Here is a 14,485-nt window from a genome sequence, read left to right as displayed (position 1 = left end):
GCCAGGGCTTGACCGGGCGGCCCGGTTACTTGGCGTCGTGGAAGATGATGCCGACGGTGTGGCGCATGCCGGAACGGAGCCGGCTGACGCCGTGCCTGAGATTGACCCGGTAATTGCCTCGTGTGCCCTGGACCGGTCGATTGTGGACCGCGAAGGCGACCGCATCGCCCTGGCGCAGCGGCACCACTTCGGCGCGGCTTTGCATGCGCGGACGCTGCTCGGTCAGCACGAACTCGCCACCGGTGAAATCCTTGCCGGGTTCGGACAACAGGATCGCCACCTGCAGCGGGAACGCCAGATCGCCGTAGAGATCCTGATGCAAGCAGTTGAAGTCGCCGGGAACATATTGCAGCAGGAGCGGCGTCGGCCGCGTCTGGCCCTGCTCGTGGCATTGCCTGAGGAACGCGGCGTGTTCGTTGGGATAGCGCTGCGCGATACCCATGCGCTCGTTCCAGTCGTTGGCGACCGCAGCCAGGCCCGGATAGAGCGCGGTACGCAAGCCGCCGATCAAGTCGGGCAAGGGATAAACGGTACTCGCCCTTGCCAAAACCATGCCGCGCCATATGGACATGGCTGCGGAAATGGCTCTCGTCCGGATAAAGTCCGGCGATATGCCGGCACTCCTGCGGCGTCAGCAGCTTTTCCATCACCGCGCAGCCATAGCCGCTCAGCTCATCGGCCAGCGTCCGCCAGTCATATCCGGCAACGCGCACCTCCGCCGATTTCACCGCCGCTTTCGCGCCTATCGAAAGGATGGTCATGGCTTCGCCTCCTGTGGCTTCCGTGTCATTGAGATGGGTGAAACGGCGCGCGCGGACCACCCGTTTCTTGCCGGGTGAGCCTCGCGGGATGGGACACCATCCAATTTCCCATTTCGTTGTTGTGCGCTAAACTTGTTCCACTTCAACGGGCCGCCACCCCCATGATCGTCCAGACCTGCATCAATGGCGCGCGCAGCGCCGATTATCATCCGCAACTGCCGCTGACGGCGGAGGCCATGGCGCGTGACGGCGCGGCCTGCATCGCCGCCGGCGCCGCCGAACTGCATGTTCATGCCCGCGGGCTGGACGGTCGCGAAAGCCTGGCTCCGGCGGCGATGGACCGGACGGTGCTGGCGCTCCGCCGCGCCTGCCCGGGGACGCTGATTGGCGTGTCGACGGGTGCCTGGATCGAGAACGACGACCAGCGGACGCTGGCCGCGATCGCCGCCTGGAGCGAGCTGCCCGACTATGCCTCGGTCAATCTCAGCGAGAATGCAGCGCCCGCCGTCATGGAAAGCCTGCGACGGCGCGGTATTGGCATCGAGGCCGGCCTCGCCTCGGTCGCCGATGCCCAGCGCCTGGTCCGCCTCGACCACAGCAGCCAGGTGCTGCGCATCCTGATCGAAATCTCCGAGCAGGAGCCGGACGCGGCGCTGGAGGTCTGCGACGGCATCGCCGCGGTGCTCGACGGCGCCGGGATGCGCCGGGCGATCCTACTGCACGGCGCCGACGCCACGGTCTGGCCTTTCGTGCACCGGGCGGCGGAGCGCAACTGGTCGACGCGCGTCGGACTGGAAGACGGCAAGGAGCTTCCTGATGGAACGGTGGCATCCGGTAACGCCGCGCTGACAGCGGCAGCCGTCGCGATCTTCGAGACCAGCCGGTAACGCGAGGAAAGCGTTGATGACGGCCATTCTCCTCTTCACAGGGGAGATGCCAAGTTTTGGCAAGGAGGGCAGCACGAGGGGCCTGCCCGTTGACGCTCCGGACCAAACCCGAAAAGCCCCGGCCGAAGTCAGGCGGATCTAGAGTGCAGCCGCACGATAATGTCAGTAAATCTTATATAAAACTTTATGTATTAATTAAACCGGCGATTAATCAGCACATCAACGATCCCGTATGTTAATGTTCTCCTGCTTCGGGGACCATTTTTTAATGAACATCATTCCAGAGAATGATCACGCTGCGCCGCGTCGGGTTCAACAGTATACATCGATACAGGTCTTGCGCGGGCTGGCAGCTCTCATGGTTGTTGTCTATCATCTTCCGGCCGCACTGGGCATGCTCGATCTGCGTATTCCCATTCTAAACAGTGGCGTCGACCTGTTTTTCGTCATCAGCGGTTTTGTCATGGTTCTCTCGACGGAGAACAGACGTCGTGACCACCGTGCTTTTTTGATGCAGCGGTTCACGCGCGTCGTTCCGTTCTATTGGGTTATGACCTTCCTCATGGTCGCCGCACTTTGGTTGTTTGCCGGTCGTGCAGTGTCTCTTGAGCAGACCACCAATAGCCTGCTTTTCATACCCTATCTCGATACGGTCACAGGCTATGTCCAACCGGTGCTTGGCGTGGGTTGGACGCTCAATCTGGAAATCCTGTTTTACATTCTGTTCGCGGCGACTATGGGTTTTGGCAGGTTGACGCAAATGGCCGCGGTCGGCGTTGTCTTTGCAATCGCCGTTGCTGCACGCATCATCTTCAAACCCGCCGCCGACACTGTGCTGTTTTTCTACACCACGCCAATCCTGTTTGAGTTCCTTGCCGGCATGGCTCTCGGCCACCTGGTCGGCAGGCTGGCGCGCTTGCCTGTCGTCTTGGGTGCCTCGGCAATCGTGTTCGCCATCATGTCCGTGCTGGTGATGGTACTTGGCTTCGACTTGCCGCGAACCCTTGCTCAGGGAATCCCGGCGTTGATCCTTGTCGCGGCTTGCATCAGCCTGGAAAGCTACTTCCGGCTTTTTGCTCCTCGCGTGCTGGCAATATTGGGCGATGCTTCCTACTCTCTCTATCTGACGCATCCTATCGTGCTGCTTGCGACCGCTCCTGTCGTTGCAAGCGCCAATCTGTCACCATGGCTTGCAGGCGTGGTTATTGTCACCGCCTGCATTGCCGTCTGCCTGGCCAGCTACAGTTTTATTGAAAAGCCGCTTTTGGCCATATCGCGGATGAGCCGTTCCGCCCATCAGGTGAAGGCGCAATGAGTTGCTGCTGCGCCCCCACCAACTTGGTCGGCGTGCTATGGAGGTGCGTTGCACCTCTTGCGCACCCTCGAACACAGCGCGTCCCGAACGGCGCTGTCCCGCCAGCCTCAAACCGGCGGCGCTGAACCTCCAAAGGTGTCCTGAACACAAAAAAACCGCCTCGGCGGGCGGGTCGTCGGTGTGAATCAGCACCATACCCAAATTAGTAGCATAGCTGCCGGCACAAAGCAAGAACAAAATGTGGCGACATCGACGAAACTGCCGATAGGCACAGCGGCACGGCGGATGACATGGCTCTTGCCGTTATTAAAAATCTCTCATAAGGTATTTTCATATCAGAAAGAAAATACGATAGTTTCTTTCCTTTTATGAAAGCCTGAGCGTTTGCGGGAACATCTGGATCAGACCGACCGGCGACTGGTCAAGCTGCTGTCGCAAGATGCGCAGCTTGGCGTCAACCGCCTCGCCGAGAAGATGGCGATCTCGGTGCCGACGGTGCGCATGCGGCTGCGCAACCTGCTCGACCGCAACCTGCTCAAGATCGTCGGGCTGCTCAACCTGACCGAACGCCCCGAGCTGATCTCGGCGATCGTCGGCATCAATGCGCAGGGACGCGGCCGCGCCCGGGAACTGGCGCAGCGCATCTCCGAACTGCCTTTCGTGAACTCGGCCGCCGTCGTCACCGGGCGCTTCGACATCATCGTCGACGTAACCGTGGCCGGCGATGTCGCCGATCTCTACCGCGTCACCAGCGAGCTGATCCCCGGCGCCGGTGAGCCGGGCGAAGTCGTGCGCAGCGAGACCTTCGTCGTCATGGCGTCCTGCAACAAATGGGTCAGCCTGCCGGAAGGCTGCTGGTCGGACGAGACGCGGAAGGAAATGGCATGAAGATCGCGGTTCTCGGCGGCCTCGGCCTGCAAGGCCGGGCGGCGATCGCCGATCTCGTTGCCAGCGACGGCGTCGAGCAAGTGGTCTGCCTCGACACCGCAACCGACGGCGCTGCGCGGCTTGGCGGCCTGACCGACCTTGCCCGGGTGCGTTTCGTCGTGCCGGAGGGCGCGATCGGCCCAGCATTGGCCGATGTGATGAAGGACGTCGACGCGGTCATCGACCTGTTGCCGCAACCGCTGATGCGCGAGGCGGTGCAGGCGGCGATCGCGACGCGCACGCCGCTGGTCACCACCAATTACGGCAAGGCCATCGCCGACCTCGCGCCGGAGGCCGAAAAGGCCGGCGTTTCGATCGTGACCGAATGCGGGCTCGACCCCGGCATCGACCTTGTGCTCTACGCACGCGCCGCAGGCCAGTTCGACACCATCACCGCGATCGATTCCTATTGCGGCGGCATTCCCGAGCCTAACGCGGTGGTCGAGCCGCTGCGCTACAAGGTGAGCTGGAATTTCGACATGGTTCTGGCCAGCCAGAATCGCGACAGCGTGCTGGTCGAGGACGGCAAGCGGGTCGATGTGCCGGCCGCCCGCCAGCACGACAATCGTTTCATCCACGAGATCGAGGTGGCGGGGCTGGGCAGGCTGGAAGCCTTCCCCAATGGCGACGCGCCGCATTATGCCGGCATGCTCGCCGCCGCCAAGGAGCTGCAGCGCTCCGGCCGCTATTCGCTGCGCTGGCCCGGCTGGTCGGCGTTCTGGGCGCCGCTGAAGCAGCTCGGCTTCCTGTCCGAGGACAAAGTGCCCGGCACCGGCGTTAGCCCACGCGAATTCCTCGGCCGGCTGCTTGGCCCGCAACTGCAATATGGCGCGGACGAAAAGGACCTTTGCGTGATGCGCAACGTCTTTGTCGGCAGCGAAGGCGGCCGCCGCAAGACGGTGACCTCGGAGCTGGTCATCGAACGCGACCTCGCCTCCGGCCTGTTCGGCATGAGCCTTGGCGTCGGCTATCCCGCCAGTATCGTGGCGCAGATGCTGGCACGGCGTGAGATCGCCACGCCCGGCCTGCTCAACCCGCTGCTGCATGTGCCGGATGGCCGCTTCCTCGATGAGCTCGCCAGGCGCGCCATCAATGTCGCCGAAACGGTGAGCTGGGATTGAAGATTTTCGAACGGTGGTTGCCGCCGGCAACGGCGCTGCCGCTCAAAAAGCACCTCGATGGGGTGAAGCAAACAAGTGGAACAACAAACGACAACAAGGAGGAATGCCCAAATGAAGATTGCCAAGCTTTTCATCGCCGGCCTTGCGCTCGCCGGCCTTACCGCTGCCGCCAGTGCGGGAACGCTCGACGAGATCACCAAGCGCGGTGAGTTGCGCGTCGCCGTGCAGACGCAAGGCCCGCCCTTCTCGCTGGTGGGTGCTGCCGGCGAACGCACCGGCAGTTCGGTCGAACTCGCCGAATTGATGGCCAAGGAAATGGGCGTCAAGATCACCTTCCTCGACTTCGACTGGGACGGCCTGATCCCGGCGCTGCTGTCGGGCAAGGCCGATCTTCTGGTCGCCGACATGACGCCGACACTGGCGCGCGGCATGAAGGTCGCCTTCACCAAGCCTTACATGTACACGGGCAGCACCGTCTTCACCAAGGCTGGGACCGCCTTCAAGTCCACCGAGGACTGCAAGGCCAAGGGAACCAAGATCGCGGTGCTGCTCGGCGCCACCGGCGAGAAGGAAGCCAAGGCCGCCTTCCCCGATGCCGATATCAAGAGCTACAAGGGCGGCGGCCCACTGCTGCTCGACGCCGTCAACAACGGCCAGGCCGATTGCGGCGTCAACGACGTCTCGGCGGTCAAGGGCCAGTCGACCGCTTACCCAGCCGGCAGCTTCACCATCATGCCGGATATGCTGTCGAAGGAGCCACTGGCCTTCGCCACGCGCTATGACGAGCAGGACCTGCTGGTCTGGATGAACCTGTTCCTCGACCAGGTCAGCCTCGACGGCCGCCTGCAGAAGAACCTCGATTACTGGGTGAATTCCGACGCCTGGAAGAAGGATCACTGAGTAGAGTGAATGGTGAATGGTGAATAGTGAATAGTAAGTAGGGAGTAGGGAGTAGGGAGTAGAGAAGAGCTACTCGCTACTCGCTACTCGCTACTCGCGTACGCCCTACTCACTACTCACTATTCACTATTCACTATTCACCATTCACCGTCCAAAATGCTCGAAAACTTCAGCTTCCGCACCATCGTCGAATATCTGCCCCTGTTCGGGCAGGGCCTCGTCACGACCGTGTGGCTGTCTGTCCTCTCCTTTGCCGGCGCGCTCGCCGTCGGCATCGTGCTCGCCGCAATGAATTTGCAGCGCGGCCGGCTGTTCCGCGTCCCGGCCAAGGCCTATATCGACGCGGTGCGCGCCACGCCCTTACTGGCGCAGCTCTATTTCCTCTATTTCGGCCTGCCGCGGCTCGGCCTCATCCTGCCCGAGTTCGTCGTCGGCATCCTCGCTTTGTCGCTGAACAGCGGCGCCTATGTCGCCGAGATCATCCGTGCCGGCATCCTGTCGATCCCGCGCGGCCAGGTCGAGGCCGGCGTCGCTTCGGGCATGACCTATGTCCAGCGCATGCGCCTGGTCATCCTGCCGCAGGCGTTCAAGGTGACGATCCCGCCGCTGCTCGGCCAGGCGATCGTGCTGGTCAAGGATTCCGCCCTGCTGTCGCTGATCTCGGTCGCCGAGCTGACGCGCGCCGGCCAACTGCTCGCCTCCGACCGCTTCATGCCGGCGGAAGGTTTCATCACCATCGCCGCCTTCTACCTCCTGCTCTATTACGGGCTGAAGGGACTGGCGGCGCTCTCCGGGCGCTGGCTCGGCCTCGCGGGGGCACGGACATGATCTGGCAGCAGCTGCAAAGCATCGCCGGCAGCTATCCCCTCGCGTTGCGCGGCCTCGGCATGACCGTGGTGCTGTCGCTGATCAGCCTGGTGCTGGGCACGCTGCTCGGCTTCGGCCTCGGCATCCTGCGCACCGGCGGCAACCGGCTGATCAGCGGCGCGATCGGTGCCTGGGTCGACCTGATCCGTGGCACGCCGTTCCTGGTGCAGATCTTCCTGATCTTCTTCATTCTGCCGGAACTCGGCATCGAGCTCGACGCCTTCACCGCCGGCATCATCGCGCTGACCAACCTGGCCGCCTGCTTCATCTGCGAGATCGTCGTCGCCGGCATCCGCTCGGTCCCGACCGGCCAGGTCGAGGCGGCGCTGGCGTCCGGCCTGTCGCGTTGGCAGCGCATGCGCCAGGTGGTGCTGCCCCAGGCGATGCGCATCGTGCTGCCGCCGCTGGTCGGGCAATATGTGCTGCTGATCAAGGATTCCTCGGTGGTCTCGGCCATCGGCCTCACCGACCTTACCCGCGTCGGCTGGCTGGTGGTGCAGCGTGTGCCGAACGGCCTGCTGGTCTTCTTCCTCGTCGGGCTCGGTTACTTCATCGTCTGCTACCCCCTGATCATGCTGGCACGCCGGCTGGAGCAACGCATGGGCGCGGCGCATGGCGAGGTGCAGTTGTGACATCGAACCTCAAGGGTCCGGCAATATGACCAAAACCGGCATGATCGAATTTCGCGGCGTCAACAAATGGTTCGGCACGCTCAACGTGCTCAGGGATATTACGTTGAGCGTCGAGCCGCGCGAAGTGGTCGTCGTCTGCGGCCCGAGCGGCTCGGGCAAGAGCACCCTGATCCGCTGCATCAATGGGCTGGAGACGATCCGGGACGGCGACCTGACGGTCGACGGCCAGCGCCTCGGCGACCCCGCCACCAACATGACGCGGCTGCGCACCGAGATCGGCTTCGTCTTCCAGTCGTTCAACCTCTACCCGCACAAGACGGCGCTCGAGAACGTCACCCTGGCGCCGATCCATGTCCGCAAGATCCCGCGCGCTGAAGCCGAGGAGGCCGGGCGCGAATTGCTCGCCAAGGTCGGCCTCGCCGACAAGGTGAACGCCTATCCGGCGCAGCTGTCTGGTGGCCAGCAGCAGCGCGTGGCGATCGCCCGCTGCCTCGGCATGCGCCCCAAGATCATGCTGTTCGACGAGCCGACCTCGGCCCTCGATCCCGAGATGATCTCCGAAGTGCTCGACGTCATGGTCGCGGTGGCCGAGGAAGGCATGACCATGATGGTGGTGACGCACGAAATGGGCTTTGCCCGCAAGGTCGCCCAGCGCGTTGTGTTCATGGACGCCGGCGCCATTGTCGAGAGCGGCACCCCGGACGAGTTCTTCTCCAACCCGAAGACCGACCGCAGCCGCGCCTTCCTGAGCAAGATCCTGCGGCATTAGGGCTAACAACTCAATTAGCTGACTGCCGGCTGCGACCGAGATGAGTGGAAATCGACCTTAGGACTCGCGCACCGTGACCTTGGTCACAGCTCTGTCGCCACGCTCAATCTTAATGCGCTTGTCACTCGGGATAGGCGGTGGAGCTACGTTAGCAATCTTTCCATCCTCTAACCGATCCGCAGTCAAAAGCTCTTCCCCTTTCGCCGTCTTTAGGCGCTCTAATTGATTGATATACAATCCTGACATGCCGGCCTCCCAAACGAAAAAATCGGACAAGAATATTGTTAATAGCGAGCAGGCAGGCGGAAGAAGCAACTTGCGAATTAGAGAAAGCGCATCACGCTTTCAATATAGCGGCCGAGTCCCTGGCCCTCAATATCAACTAACGGACGTGGTTTACACAGCATGCCGAGAGGTCTGCAGAGGGTTCAACTCGGTCGTTCAGAATGATTGGGTTTTGACCTAAAACGTCAGCCGGCCGTGGCCGGCGTCTTCAGCCAAACGTCGCCAGAGGGTCGGCGCTGATCTCGACCCAGCCGACGGGCTGAAAGAAGCACAGTTCTGGCTCGATGACGCCGGCAGAGCCGATGGTCCCGCCAGCGCAATTCCTTTCTCTGCCCGTTTTGGACCGACGCTTCTCAGAACGCGAAATCCGCGGACTGAACGACATCGGCTGGGAGCCAGGTTTCATGAACTTGCAAGATCTCGGGCCCCCGGCTGTAGCCGCGATCGCGGACCACCATCGTCGTGACCCGGCCATTGTTCGGTTGATCGGAGTCCTTCGCGTCGCGTTGCCATTCGTGGTAGTTCACGACCGCCAGGTCGGCGCTTTGATGGCTGATCCGGATGTCGCGTATCTTGATACGGAAGGCCGGATTCGATCCGTAGATGCTCGTCATGTAACCTGCGAAGTCTTTTTTCCCGAACGCCCTGCCGCCTGGCATGATGGCGACCAGATCTTCGCTGATCCGGTCGAGCGCGTTCTTCTTGAACGTCGCATCGTCGCCACGGCATCGGCCCGTCACCCAGTCGGTGAAGAATTCGTGGACGTCGTGGATCGTCGCTTCGATTTCCTTCGTTTGAAGGGACATTTTTTCCTCCTGTCTTACGATGATGCTGGATCAGGCGCTTTGCGCTGTGGCTTGCCCGACCGGAGGCTCCTTGAGGACAGCCCGTACCACGCGAGCCACAGGCACATGAGAAGCGAGGAAATCAGCCAGATCGGACCTCCGATGCCGATCCCGAGCTGCTCACCGAGTGTCCACCCGGTTGCCGAAAGGATACCGAACGCCGAGCCGACGATCGCGGCCCATCGGGGCAGTATCCCGACGTCATCGCGGGCGTCGTGATACGCGACAAGCGCTGTCGCCAGGGCGAGCGCCCAGAATCCGTTACCCATGCCGCCGGAAAACGCCCACCAGGTCATGAAGGCGCTGGTGTCACCCCGGTCCGCCGCGACCGCGACCACCGATGCCTCGGCGACTGCGGTGGAGAACGTGGTCAGGGCGCCGAGAGCCATCACCATCCAGGCAGAACTCAGCATCGGCGAATGCCGGACCCGGGGGTTGAGCGCCAGGTTCAGGAACGAAGCGCCGGCGATCAGGAACAGCGCCGCTGCCGCCGTCCAATGGACCGTAGCCCATCGCCCATGGCCCTCGGCGATATTCTGCATCTGAACAGACAAATCCGCGTCCGGTGGCCCGTGAAAGACGAGCGCAGCCGCCAGCAGCAGCGTTCCGGTGGCGAGCCAGACACCGCCCGGCCCGCTCATGTTGTTATTATTCGTTTGCATCGGGAAAACCTCCTGCGGCCTTTACCACGCCATGAGGTTTAGACCCGCGCCACGGTTGCCCGCTTCGGCGTAAGTACCCACGCAACGAGAAATTTTGGCTTGGGTAGGATTACCCAAACACGTCCATGCCGATCAGGGCGTGCTCGACCGCATAGGCCGTGGCTGCCGCGCGCGTGCGCACGTTCAGCCGCGTCAGGATATCGCTAACGTGACGGTCTACCGTCCGCTGGCTCAGACCGAGCTCGCCGGCAACTTCCGGGTTGGTCAGGCCTGACGCGATCAGGCGCAGAACCTGCGTCTGTCTGGGGGTGAGAACTTCGCTGCCTGTCGCCGTCATAGTGACCCGCAGCTTGCCGGCAACGGCTTCGTCGGGGCGCGCGCCGAGCTCGCGGAAAAGTCTTATCGCTTCGTCCAGTTCGGTCCGCGCCGCTTCAGTATCGCCGGTTGCGAGACAGGCCCGCGCTGTCAGCACCCGCATCCGGGCAAGATGATAGGGCGCCCGAAGCTCCCAGAGGATCGCTACCGCGCGCCGGATATGGGCCAATGCCTCCGCGGCTCGACCAGCATGGATCAGCACCCGCGCGGTAGCCTCAGCGGCTGCGGCGCGGACTGCATCCGCGGAATATTGGCGCGCGCAGTCGTGCAGTGTTTCGCACAGCTCCCAAGCGTCATCGGCCGAACCGACAGCGAGAGTGATTTCCACCGCAGCCGGCAAGAGGCGGAGTTTGCCCGGCATGTCGTCGACGGACTGCAGTGCGCGGCGGATCGCCGAAAGGGCCGGCTGCTCGTGCCCCTGCTGAAATCGCATAAGCGCCAGCCCCGGCTGCGGATCGAACCCGAGCCTGCTCGCTGCGCGATAGGCGGCATCGGCCTCGTCCCATTGGCCGCGGAGGCGAAATACCTCGCCCTTCTGGTAGAATGCCGGACCGGCGTGGTGCTTCGAGGGCCCCTGCTGAAGGCGGATGCTGGCGACACCGGCCTCGCGGCCGGCCTCGTCCCAGTGGCCGTCGAGGATCAGGATTTCGGCCCGGTGGATCAGGCATCTGCCGGTGAAGGCAACGATGTCGGGCTGTCCCGCGCACCATCCGACCAGCGCCGATGTCCATTCCCTCGCCCGGCCCGTGGCATGAAATTTCTGACAGATCTCGATCACGCTGCAGTAGACCAGCCCGGTGACGAATTGTGAGAGCCGGCCCGAGGTGACCGAAACCATCACCTCGTCCAGCAGTTCGAAGCCGCGCACATAGTCGCCGCGCAGGATCAATATCCGCCCCTGAAGGTGGCGCGCGATAGCCAAGAGGTCCGGATCTTCGCAGCGCTGTCCGATCTCCGCGGCACGTGTTGCGTGCGCGAATGCTTCGTCCGGACTGTCGGCGGCGAGGCTTTGTTCGACCATTGGGAGCTGAAGGTAACCGTGTTCTGCACATTCCTGCGTATGATCCTCGACCAGCCGGTTGGCGCGCGTCAGCCATCCGCTGCCTTGGGCGAATTCACCGCGAAACATCAGGGTGAGCCCGATCCAGAAGCCGCAACGCGCTGCGGATCGTTCGCGTCCGTTCCGGAGATGCTCTTCGAAGGCCCTTTCGTAGTCCCGAACGAATTCCTCCTCGCGCCCAAGCATGTAGGCGGCTTCCCCGAGGCGCTGGAGCTCGGCGCCGCCAAGTTCACTGCAGCGGTCTCTGTCTGACAGTTCGCGGTGAAGCCTGGACCAATCGCCGCGATTGGCTAGCTCCGCATACGGATCCGATGCAACTGCACCGTCTTCCGGCGACTTGTCGGGTGATCGGTCGGAGGGCGCGGGCATAGCCTCAGAATAGCACATATCTTGCTGAGGAGGTGGCGCCAGGTTACCAACGTGACAGAAGTTCGTTTCGGGCTCAATCGAGCCGTTCATCGCGTCCGCCGCCGAGGACCGGGAACGGTGGTGGAATGCTGCCATTCGTCTCGTCGACGGGAACGAGTAGGTAGCGCCAATATCGCGACATTCATGGCGCTTCTCAAAGCTCCCCTCGCGCAACGGCTCGATCGACCCATTTCTGCCGTTCCGATATCGGCCTCACCACCTCCAAGGCGGACATTCACACATTATTCGGCGAAAAATTCGGCGAAAAATCTCGTTCCGATCAAAGCCGCCCTACTTCGTTGCAGCGGCTGCGGTTTCCCCCGGCGGCATAATCCGCATCATGAAGGTCGACACCGCTTCCCCGGGTTTGAACGGGCCGGGAACCTGGTGGCTGACCGGCTTCACACTTTGGAGGAATGCCGCGATCGCCATGGCGTCATCCGCGGTGAGATGCGCAAAATCGCGCCAAGGCATGATCGGCGCCAGGATGCGGCCGTCCGGCCGTTCGCCGGTCTGGATCGCGGTGACGATCTGCTCCGGGGTCCAGCTTCCGATACCGGTCTCCTTGTCAGGCGTGATATTACGGCCGACAAAGACACCAAGGCCAGGAATCTCGAAGCCCACATCTGAACCGCCAAGGAAGTGCGACATGTCGGGCTTCCCGAAGAAGTAACCGGATGTGTGACAGTCGCTGCAGCCGGCAATCGTAACCAGATATTCGCCGCGCGCGATCTGTGTGTCATCGGCCATGGCCGCGTAAGATGGCAGGGCAACAATCGACGCTGTCAAGAATGCAAGATGAACTGGTGTCCGAAACATTGCTTCCTCCCTGTGGTCTGTTCGTGGTTTGTCCGTCGACCTCCCGCGCCGTCAACCGGTCGCAATTCCCCGATTTTAACCGCGTCGGGGACGCTGAATTCTAGCATGGCCAGCACGTAGTAACTATCAGCGATCAATTGGACCGTCGGCACTTGTCGTGCCCCGTTGAGCGCAAGTGTGATGGAGCGTGCTCAGCCGACGCACAATGCCTTGTTTTGGCGCGATCGAGCCACGCACGGTGATGGATCGACTTCGTCGCCTGAAATGCCTTGTACGGTCGGACCGGGTCGAACTCGGTCGTTCAGAATGATTGGGTTTTGACCTAAAACGTCAGCCGGCTGTGGCCGGCGGCTTCAGCCGAACGTCGCCAAAGGTTCGGTTCGGACCTCGACCCACTGGCAGCGCCGGCTCTCGTGGTAGAAGGACAGGAAGGGCGGCGGGAACGCAGGGTCCGCGAAAGCGCCCACCGGGGTGGCGGTCAGACCGGGCTGGGTGTCGATCCGGTAGTGGACGGTGGTGCCGCAATCCGGGCAGAAGCTGTAGATGACGCGGCCGCCCTCGTCGCCAATGCGCGTGAACTCCGCCGAGCGGCCCTGGACAAAAACGTCACCTTCCTCAAACCACGTGTTGAAGCTGAACGCGCTGCCGGTGCGTCGCTTGCAGGCCAGGCAATGGCAGACGAGACGCGTACCGGCTCGCCCGAGCAGGTGGCTGACAGCTGAGCGCAGGAACATTCGGCGCGCCGCGTGATCATGGCTGGCTCCTCTCACGATTCCCTGAACGATATCGCTGCGTATCGGTGCTCAATTCGGCCCGCTTCTCATCCGAGACGACGGCGAGGTCCAGGACCTTCTGCAATTCGGCAGCATGCCGGAACGACGGTTCGGCCTGGACACCGCTGCGCACGGCATCGACGAAGCGCTGGTAGTTGGTCTGCACCGTTCCGGCGCCCAGAACTTGCCATTTGGCGTTCTCGACATCCTTGCCGATGCAGGCTTTCAGCTCCGAGCCGGTCAGATTGTGCACGACTTCGATGCCGCCCTTGTCGCCGTAGATGCGCAGGCGGAGTTCGTTCAAATGGCCGGTTGCCCAGCGGCTGGCATGGACGACGCCGAAAGCGCCATTGCTGAAATCGAGCGCCATAGTGAAGCTGTCGTTGGCGTCGAGCTCGTATTCGCCGATGCGGTTGCCGGGCGCCTTGTCGAAGGATCTCAGCCGGCAGAACACATGGTCGATGTCGAGCGCCGCGCCATAGCTGGCGAAATCGAGGATGTGGATGCCGACGTCGCCCAGCACGCCGTTGGAGCCGTGGCCGCGCGACAGCCGCCACAGCCATTTCGGATCGGTGCGCCAGTCGCCCCAGAATTTGGATATCAGCCAGCTCTGCAGATAGGACGCCTCGACATGCCTGACGGTGCCGATCTCGCCGGCCAGCACCATGGCGCGCGCCCTCTGCAGCGGCGCGACGTTGCGATAGGTCAGGTTGACCATGTTGATGATGCCGGCCCGCTCGGCGGCAGCGGCCATCTCACTGGCTTTCTGGTAATTTTCGGCCAGCGGTTTCTCGCACAGCACCGGCTTGCCCGCCGCGATCAGCATCATGGTGGTCGGATGGTGGATGCGATCGGGCGTCACGTTCGCCACCGCGTCGAACTTGCCCCACGCCAGCGCCTCGTCCAGCGACGCGAACCGGTTGGGGATACCGTAGATGTCCGAAAACTTGTCGACACGCGTACGGTCGAGATCGACGGCGCCGATCAGTTCGACGCCCTCGATCTTGCCGAACTGCCTGGCGTGCTCCTCCGCCATCCAACCGGTGCCGAGTATCAAGAGGCGCATGATTCTTATCCTT

General features: G+C 62.6%; 16 protein-coding genes and 1 pseudogene. 10 read left to right on the top strand and 7 right to left on the bottom strand.

Features of this window, described 5'->3' with window-relative positions; all coding sequences use genetic code 11:
* Positions 1-25: 25 nt before the first annotated feature.
* Positions 26-671 (bottom strand): annotated as a pseudogene (locus X773_RS56590) (2OG-Fe(II) oxygenase).
* On the opposite strand from X773_RS56590, the gene X773_RS78130 reads away from it, so the two are divergent.
* The 9 genes from X773_RS78130 to X773_RS56550 all read left to right on the top strand — a co-directional run bounded on the left by X773_RS78130 (position 552) and on the right by X773_RS56550 (position 8,179).
* Entirely contained in the window at positions 552-839 is a 288-nt protein-coding gene (locus X773_RS78130; RefSeq protein ID WP_245274724.1) for a hypothetical protein, read from the top strand. The pseudogene X773_RS56590 and the gene X773_RS78130 sit on opposite strands and share 120 nt — an antisense overlap.
* An 83-nt stretch (positions 840-922) precedes the next feature.
* Positions 923-1,648 (top strand): 3-keto-5-aminohexanoate cleavage protein, encoded by a 726-nt coding sequence (locus X773_RS56585; protein WP_023677257.1) that lies wholly within the window; start codon positions 923-925, stop codon positions 1,646-1,648.
* A 268-nt stretch (positions 1,649-1,916) separates the two neighbouring features.
* Positions 1,917-2,963, top strand: coding sequence for an acyltransferase (locus X773_RS56580; RefSeq protein WP_198023564.1), 1,047 nt, complete (start codon positions 1,917-1,919; stop codon positions 2,961-2,963).
* Positions 2,964-3,347: 384 nt separating this feature from the next.
* Positions 3,348-3,851 carry an Lrp/AsnC family transcriptional regulator gene (locus X773_RS56575; protein WP_023677254.1) on the top strand — a complete coding sequence of 168 codons (504 nt, stop codon included), beginning with the start codon at positions 3,348-3,350 and terminating at the stop codon, positions 3,849-3,851.
* Positions 3,848-5,011, top strand: coding sequence for a saccharopine dehydrogenase C-terminal domain-containing protein (locus tag X773_RS56570; protein ID WP_023677253.1), 1,164 nt, complete (start codon positions 3,848-3,850; stop codon positions 5,009-5,011). Before X773_RS56575 ends, X773_RS56570 begins: the two co-directional genes overlap by 4 nt.
* A gap of 111 nt (positions 5,012-5,122) precedes the next feature.
* Positions 5,123-5,911 (top strand): ABC transporter substrate-binding protein, encoded by a 789-nt coding sequence (locus X773_RS56565; RefSeq protein WP_023677252.1) that lies wholly within the window; start codon positions 5,123-5,125, stop codon positions 5,909-5,911.
* Between the two features lie 156 nt (positions 5,912-6,067).
* The gene (locus X773_RS56560; RefSeq protein WP_023677251.1) at positions 6,068-6,739 is read left to right on the top strand and encodes an amino acid ABC transporter permease; all 672 of its coding nucleotides are present in this window, start codon (positions 6,068-6,070) and stop codon (positions 6,737-6,739) included.
* Positions 6,736-7,410, top strand: a complete 675-nt coding sequence (locus tag X773_RS56555) for an amino acid ABC transporter permease (RefSeq protein WP_023677250.1) — start codon at positions 6,736-6,738, stop codon at positions 7,408-7,410. The genes X773_RS56560 and X773_RS56555 overlap by 4 nt, the downstream gene beginning before the upstream one ends.
* Positions 7,411-7,435: 25 nt before the next feature.
* Positions 7,436-8,179, top strand: coding sequence for an amino acid ABC transporter ATP-binding protein (locus tag X773_RS56550; RefSeq protein WP_023677249.1), 744 nt, complete (start codon positions 7,436-7,438; stop codon positions 8,177-8,179).
* 638 nt (positions 8,180-8,817) lie between these two features.
* Here X773_RS56550 and X773_RS56540 read toward each other — a convergent pair.
* The 3 genes from X773_RS56540 to X773_RS56530 all read right to left on the bottom strand — a co-directional run bounded on the left by X773_RS56540 (position 8,818) and on the right by X773_RS56530 (position 11,367).
* Positions 8,818-9,270, bottom strand: coding sequence for a nuclear transport factor 2 family protein (locus X773_RS56540; protein WP_023677247.1), 453 nt, complete (start codon positions 9,268-9,270; stop codon positions 8,818-8,820).
* A 14-nt stretch (positions 9,271-9,284) separates the two neighbouring features.
* On the bottom strand, positions 9,285-9,950 hold the full coding sequence (locus X773_RS56535) for a hypothetical protein (protein ID WP_023677246.1): 666 nt from the start codon (positions 9,948-9,950) through the stop codon (positions 9,285-9,287).
* A gap of 130 nt (positions 9,951-10,080) precedes the next feature.
* Positions 10,081-11,367, bottom strand: a complete 1,287-nt coding sequence (locus tag X773_RS56530; RefSeq protein WP_198023563.1) for a LuxR family transcriptional regulator — start codon at positions 11,365-11,367, stop codon at positions 10,081-10,083.
* Between X773_RS56530 and X773_RS77350 the strand changes: the two genes are divergently transcribed.
* Entirely contained in the window at positions 11,356-11,658 is a 303-nt protein-coding gene (locus X773_RS77350) for a hypothetical protein (protein ID WP_198023562.1), read from the top strand. The genes X773_RS56530 and X773_RS77350 overlap by 12 nt on opposite strands.
* 447 nt (positions 11,659-12,105) lie before the next feature.
* Here the strand turns inward: X773_RS77350 and X773_RS56525 are convergent, their stop codons facing one another.
* The 3 genes from X773_RS56525 to X773_RS56515 all read right to left on the bottom strand — a co-directional run bounded on the left by X773_RS56525 (position 12,106) and on the right by X773_RS56515 (position 14,472).
* Positions 12,106-12,564, bottom strand: coding sequence for a cytochrome c (locus X773_RS56525; protein ID WP_023677244.1), 459 nt, complete (start codon positions 12,562-12,564; stop codon positions 12,106-12,108).
* Between the two features lie 422 nt (positions 12,565-12,986).
* Entirely contained in the window at positions 12,987-13,367 is a 381-nt protein-coding gene (locus X773_RS56520) for a GFA family protein (protein ID WP_023677243.1), read from the bottom strand.
* Between the two features lie 16 nt (positions 13,368-13,383).
* Entirely contained in the window at positions 13,384-14,472 is a 1,089-nt protein-coding gene (locus X773_RS56515) for a Gfo/Idh/MocA family oxidoreductase (protein WP_023677242.1), read from the bottom strand.
* Between the last annotated feature and the right edge of the window lie 13 nt (positions 14,473-14,485).

This window comes from Mesorhizobium sp. LSJC280B00 (genome assembly GCF_000502835.1).
Classification (GTDB): Bacteria; Pseudomonadota; Alphaproteobacteria; order Rhizobiales; family Rhizobiaceae; genus Mesorhizobium.
The sequence above is the reverse complement of the archived record's forward strand: the minus strand, read 5'-3'. Positions and strand labels throughout refer to the sequence as shown.

Coding starts and splice junctions, on each gene's coding strand:
- X773_RS78130 (WP_245274724.1), top strand. CDS start 552: ATGCCGCGCCATATGGACATGGCTGCGGAAATGGCTCTCGTCCGGATA.
- X773_RS56585 (WP_023677257.1), top strand. CDS start 923: ATGATCGTCCAGACCTGCATCAATGGCGCGCGCAGCGCCGATTATCAT.
- X773_RS56580 (WP_198023564.1), top strand. CDS start 1,917: ATGAACATCATTCCAGAGAATGATCACGCTGCGCCGCGTCGGGTTCAA.
- X773_RS56570 (WP_023677253.1), top strand. CDS start 3,848: ATGAAGATCGCGGTTCTCGGCGGCCTCGGCCTGCAAGGCCGGGCGGCG.
- X773_RS56565 (WP_023677252.1), top strand. CDS start 5,123: ATGAAGATTGCCAAGCTTTTCATCGCCGGCCTTGCGCTCGCCGGCCTT.
- X773_RS56560 (WP_023677251.1), top strand. CDS start 6,068: ATGCTCGAAAACTTCAGCTTCCGCACCATCGTCGAATATCTGCCCCTG.
- X773_RS56555 (WP_023677250.1), top strand. CDS start 6,736: ATGATCTGGCAGCAGCTGCAAAGCATCGCCGGCAGCTATCCCCTCGCG.
- X773_RS56550 (WP_023677249.1), top strand. CDS start 7,436: ATGACCAAAACCGGCATGATCGAATTTCGCGGCGTCAACAAATGGTTC.
- X773_RS56540 (WP_023677247.1), bottom strand. CDS start 9,270: ATGTCCCTTCAAACGAAGGAAATCGAAGCGACGATCCACGACGTCCAC.
- X773_RS56535 (WP_023677246.1), bottom strand. CDS start 9,950: ATGAGCGGGCCGGGCGGTGTCTGGCTCGCCACCGGAACGCTGCTGCTG.
- X773_RS56530 (WP_198023563.1), bottom strand. CDS start 11,367: ATGGTCGAACAAAGCCTCGCCGCCGACAGTCCGGACGAAGCATTCGCG.
- X773_RS56525 (WP_023677244.1), bottom strand. CDS start 12,564: ATGGCCGATGACACACAGATCGCGCGCGGCGAATATCTGGTTACGATT.
- X773_RS56520 (WP_023677243.1), bottom strand. CDS start 13,367: ATGTTCCTGCGCTCAGCTGTCAGCCACCTGCTCGGGCGAGCCGGTACG.
- X773_RS56515 (WP_023677242.1), bottom strand. CDS start 14,472: ATGCGCCTCTTGATACTCGGCACCGGTTGGATGGCGGAGGAGCACGCC.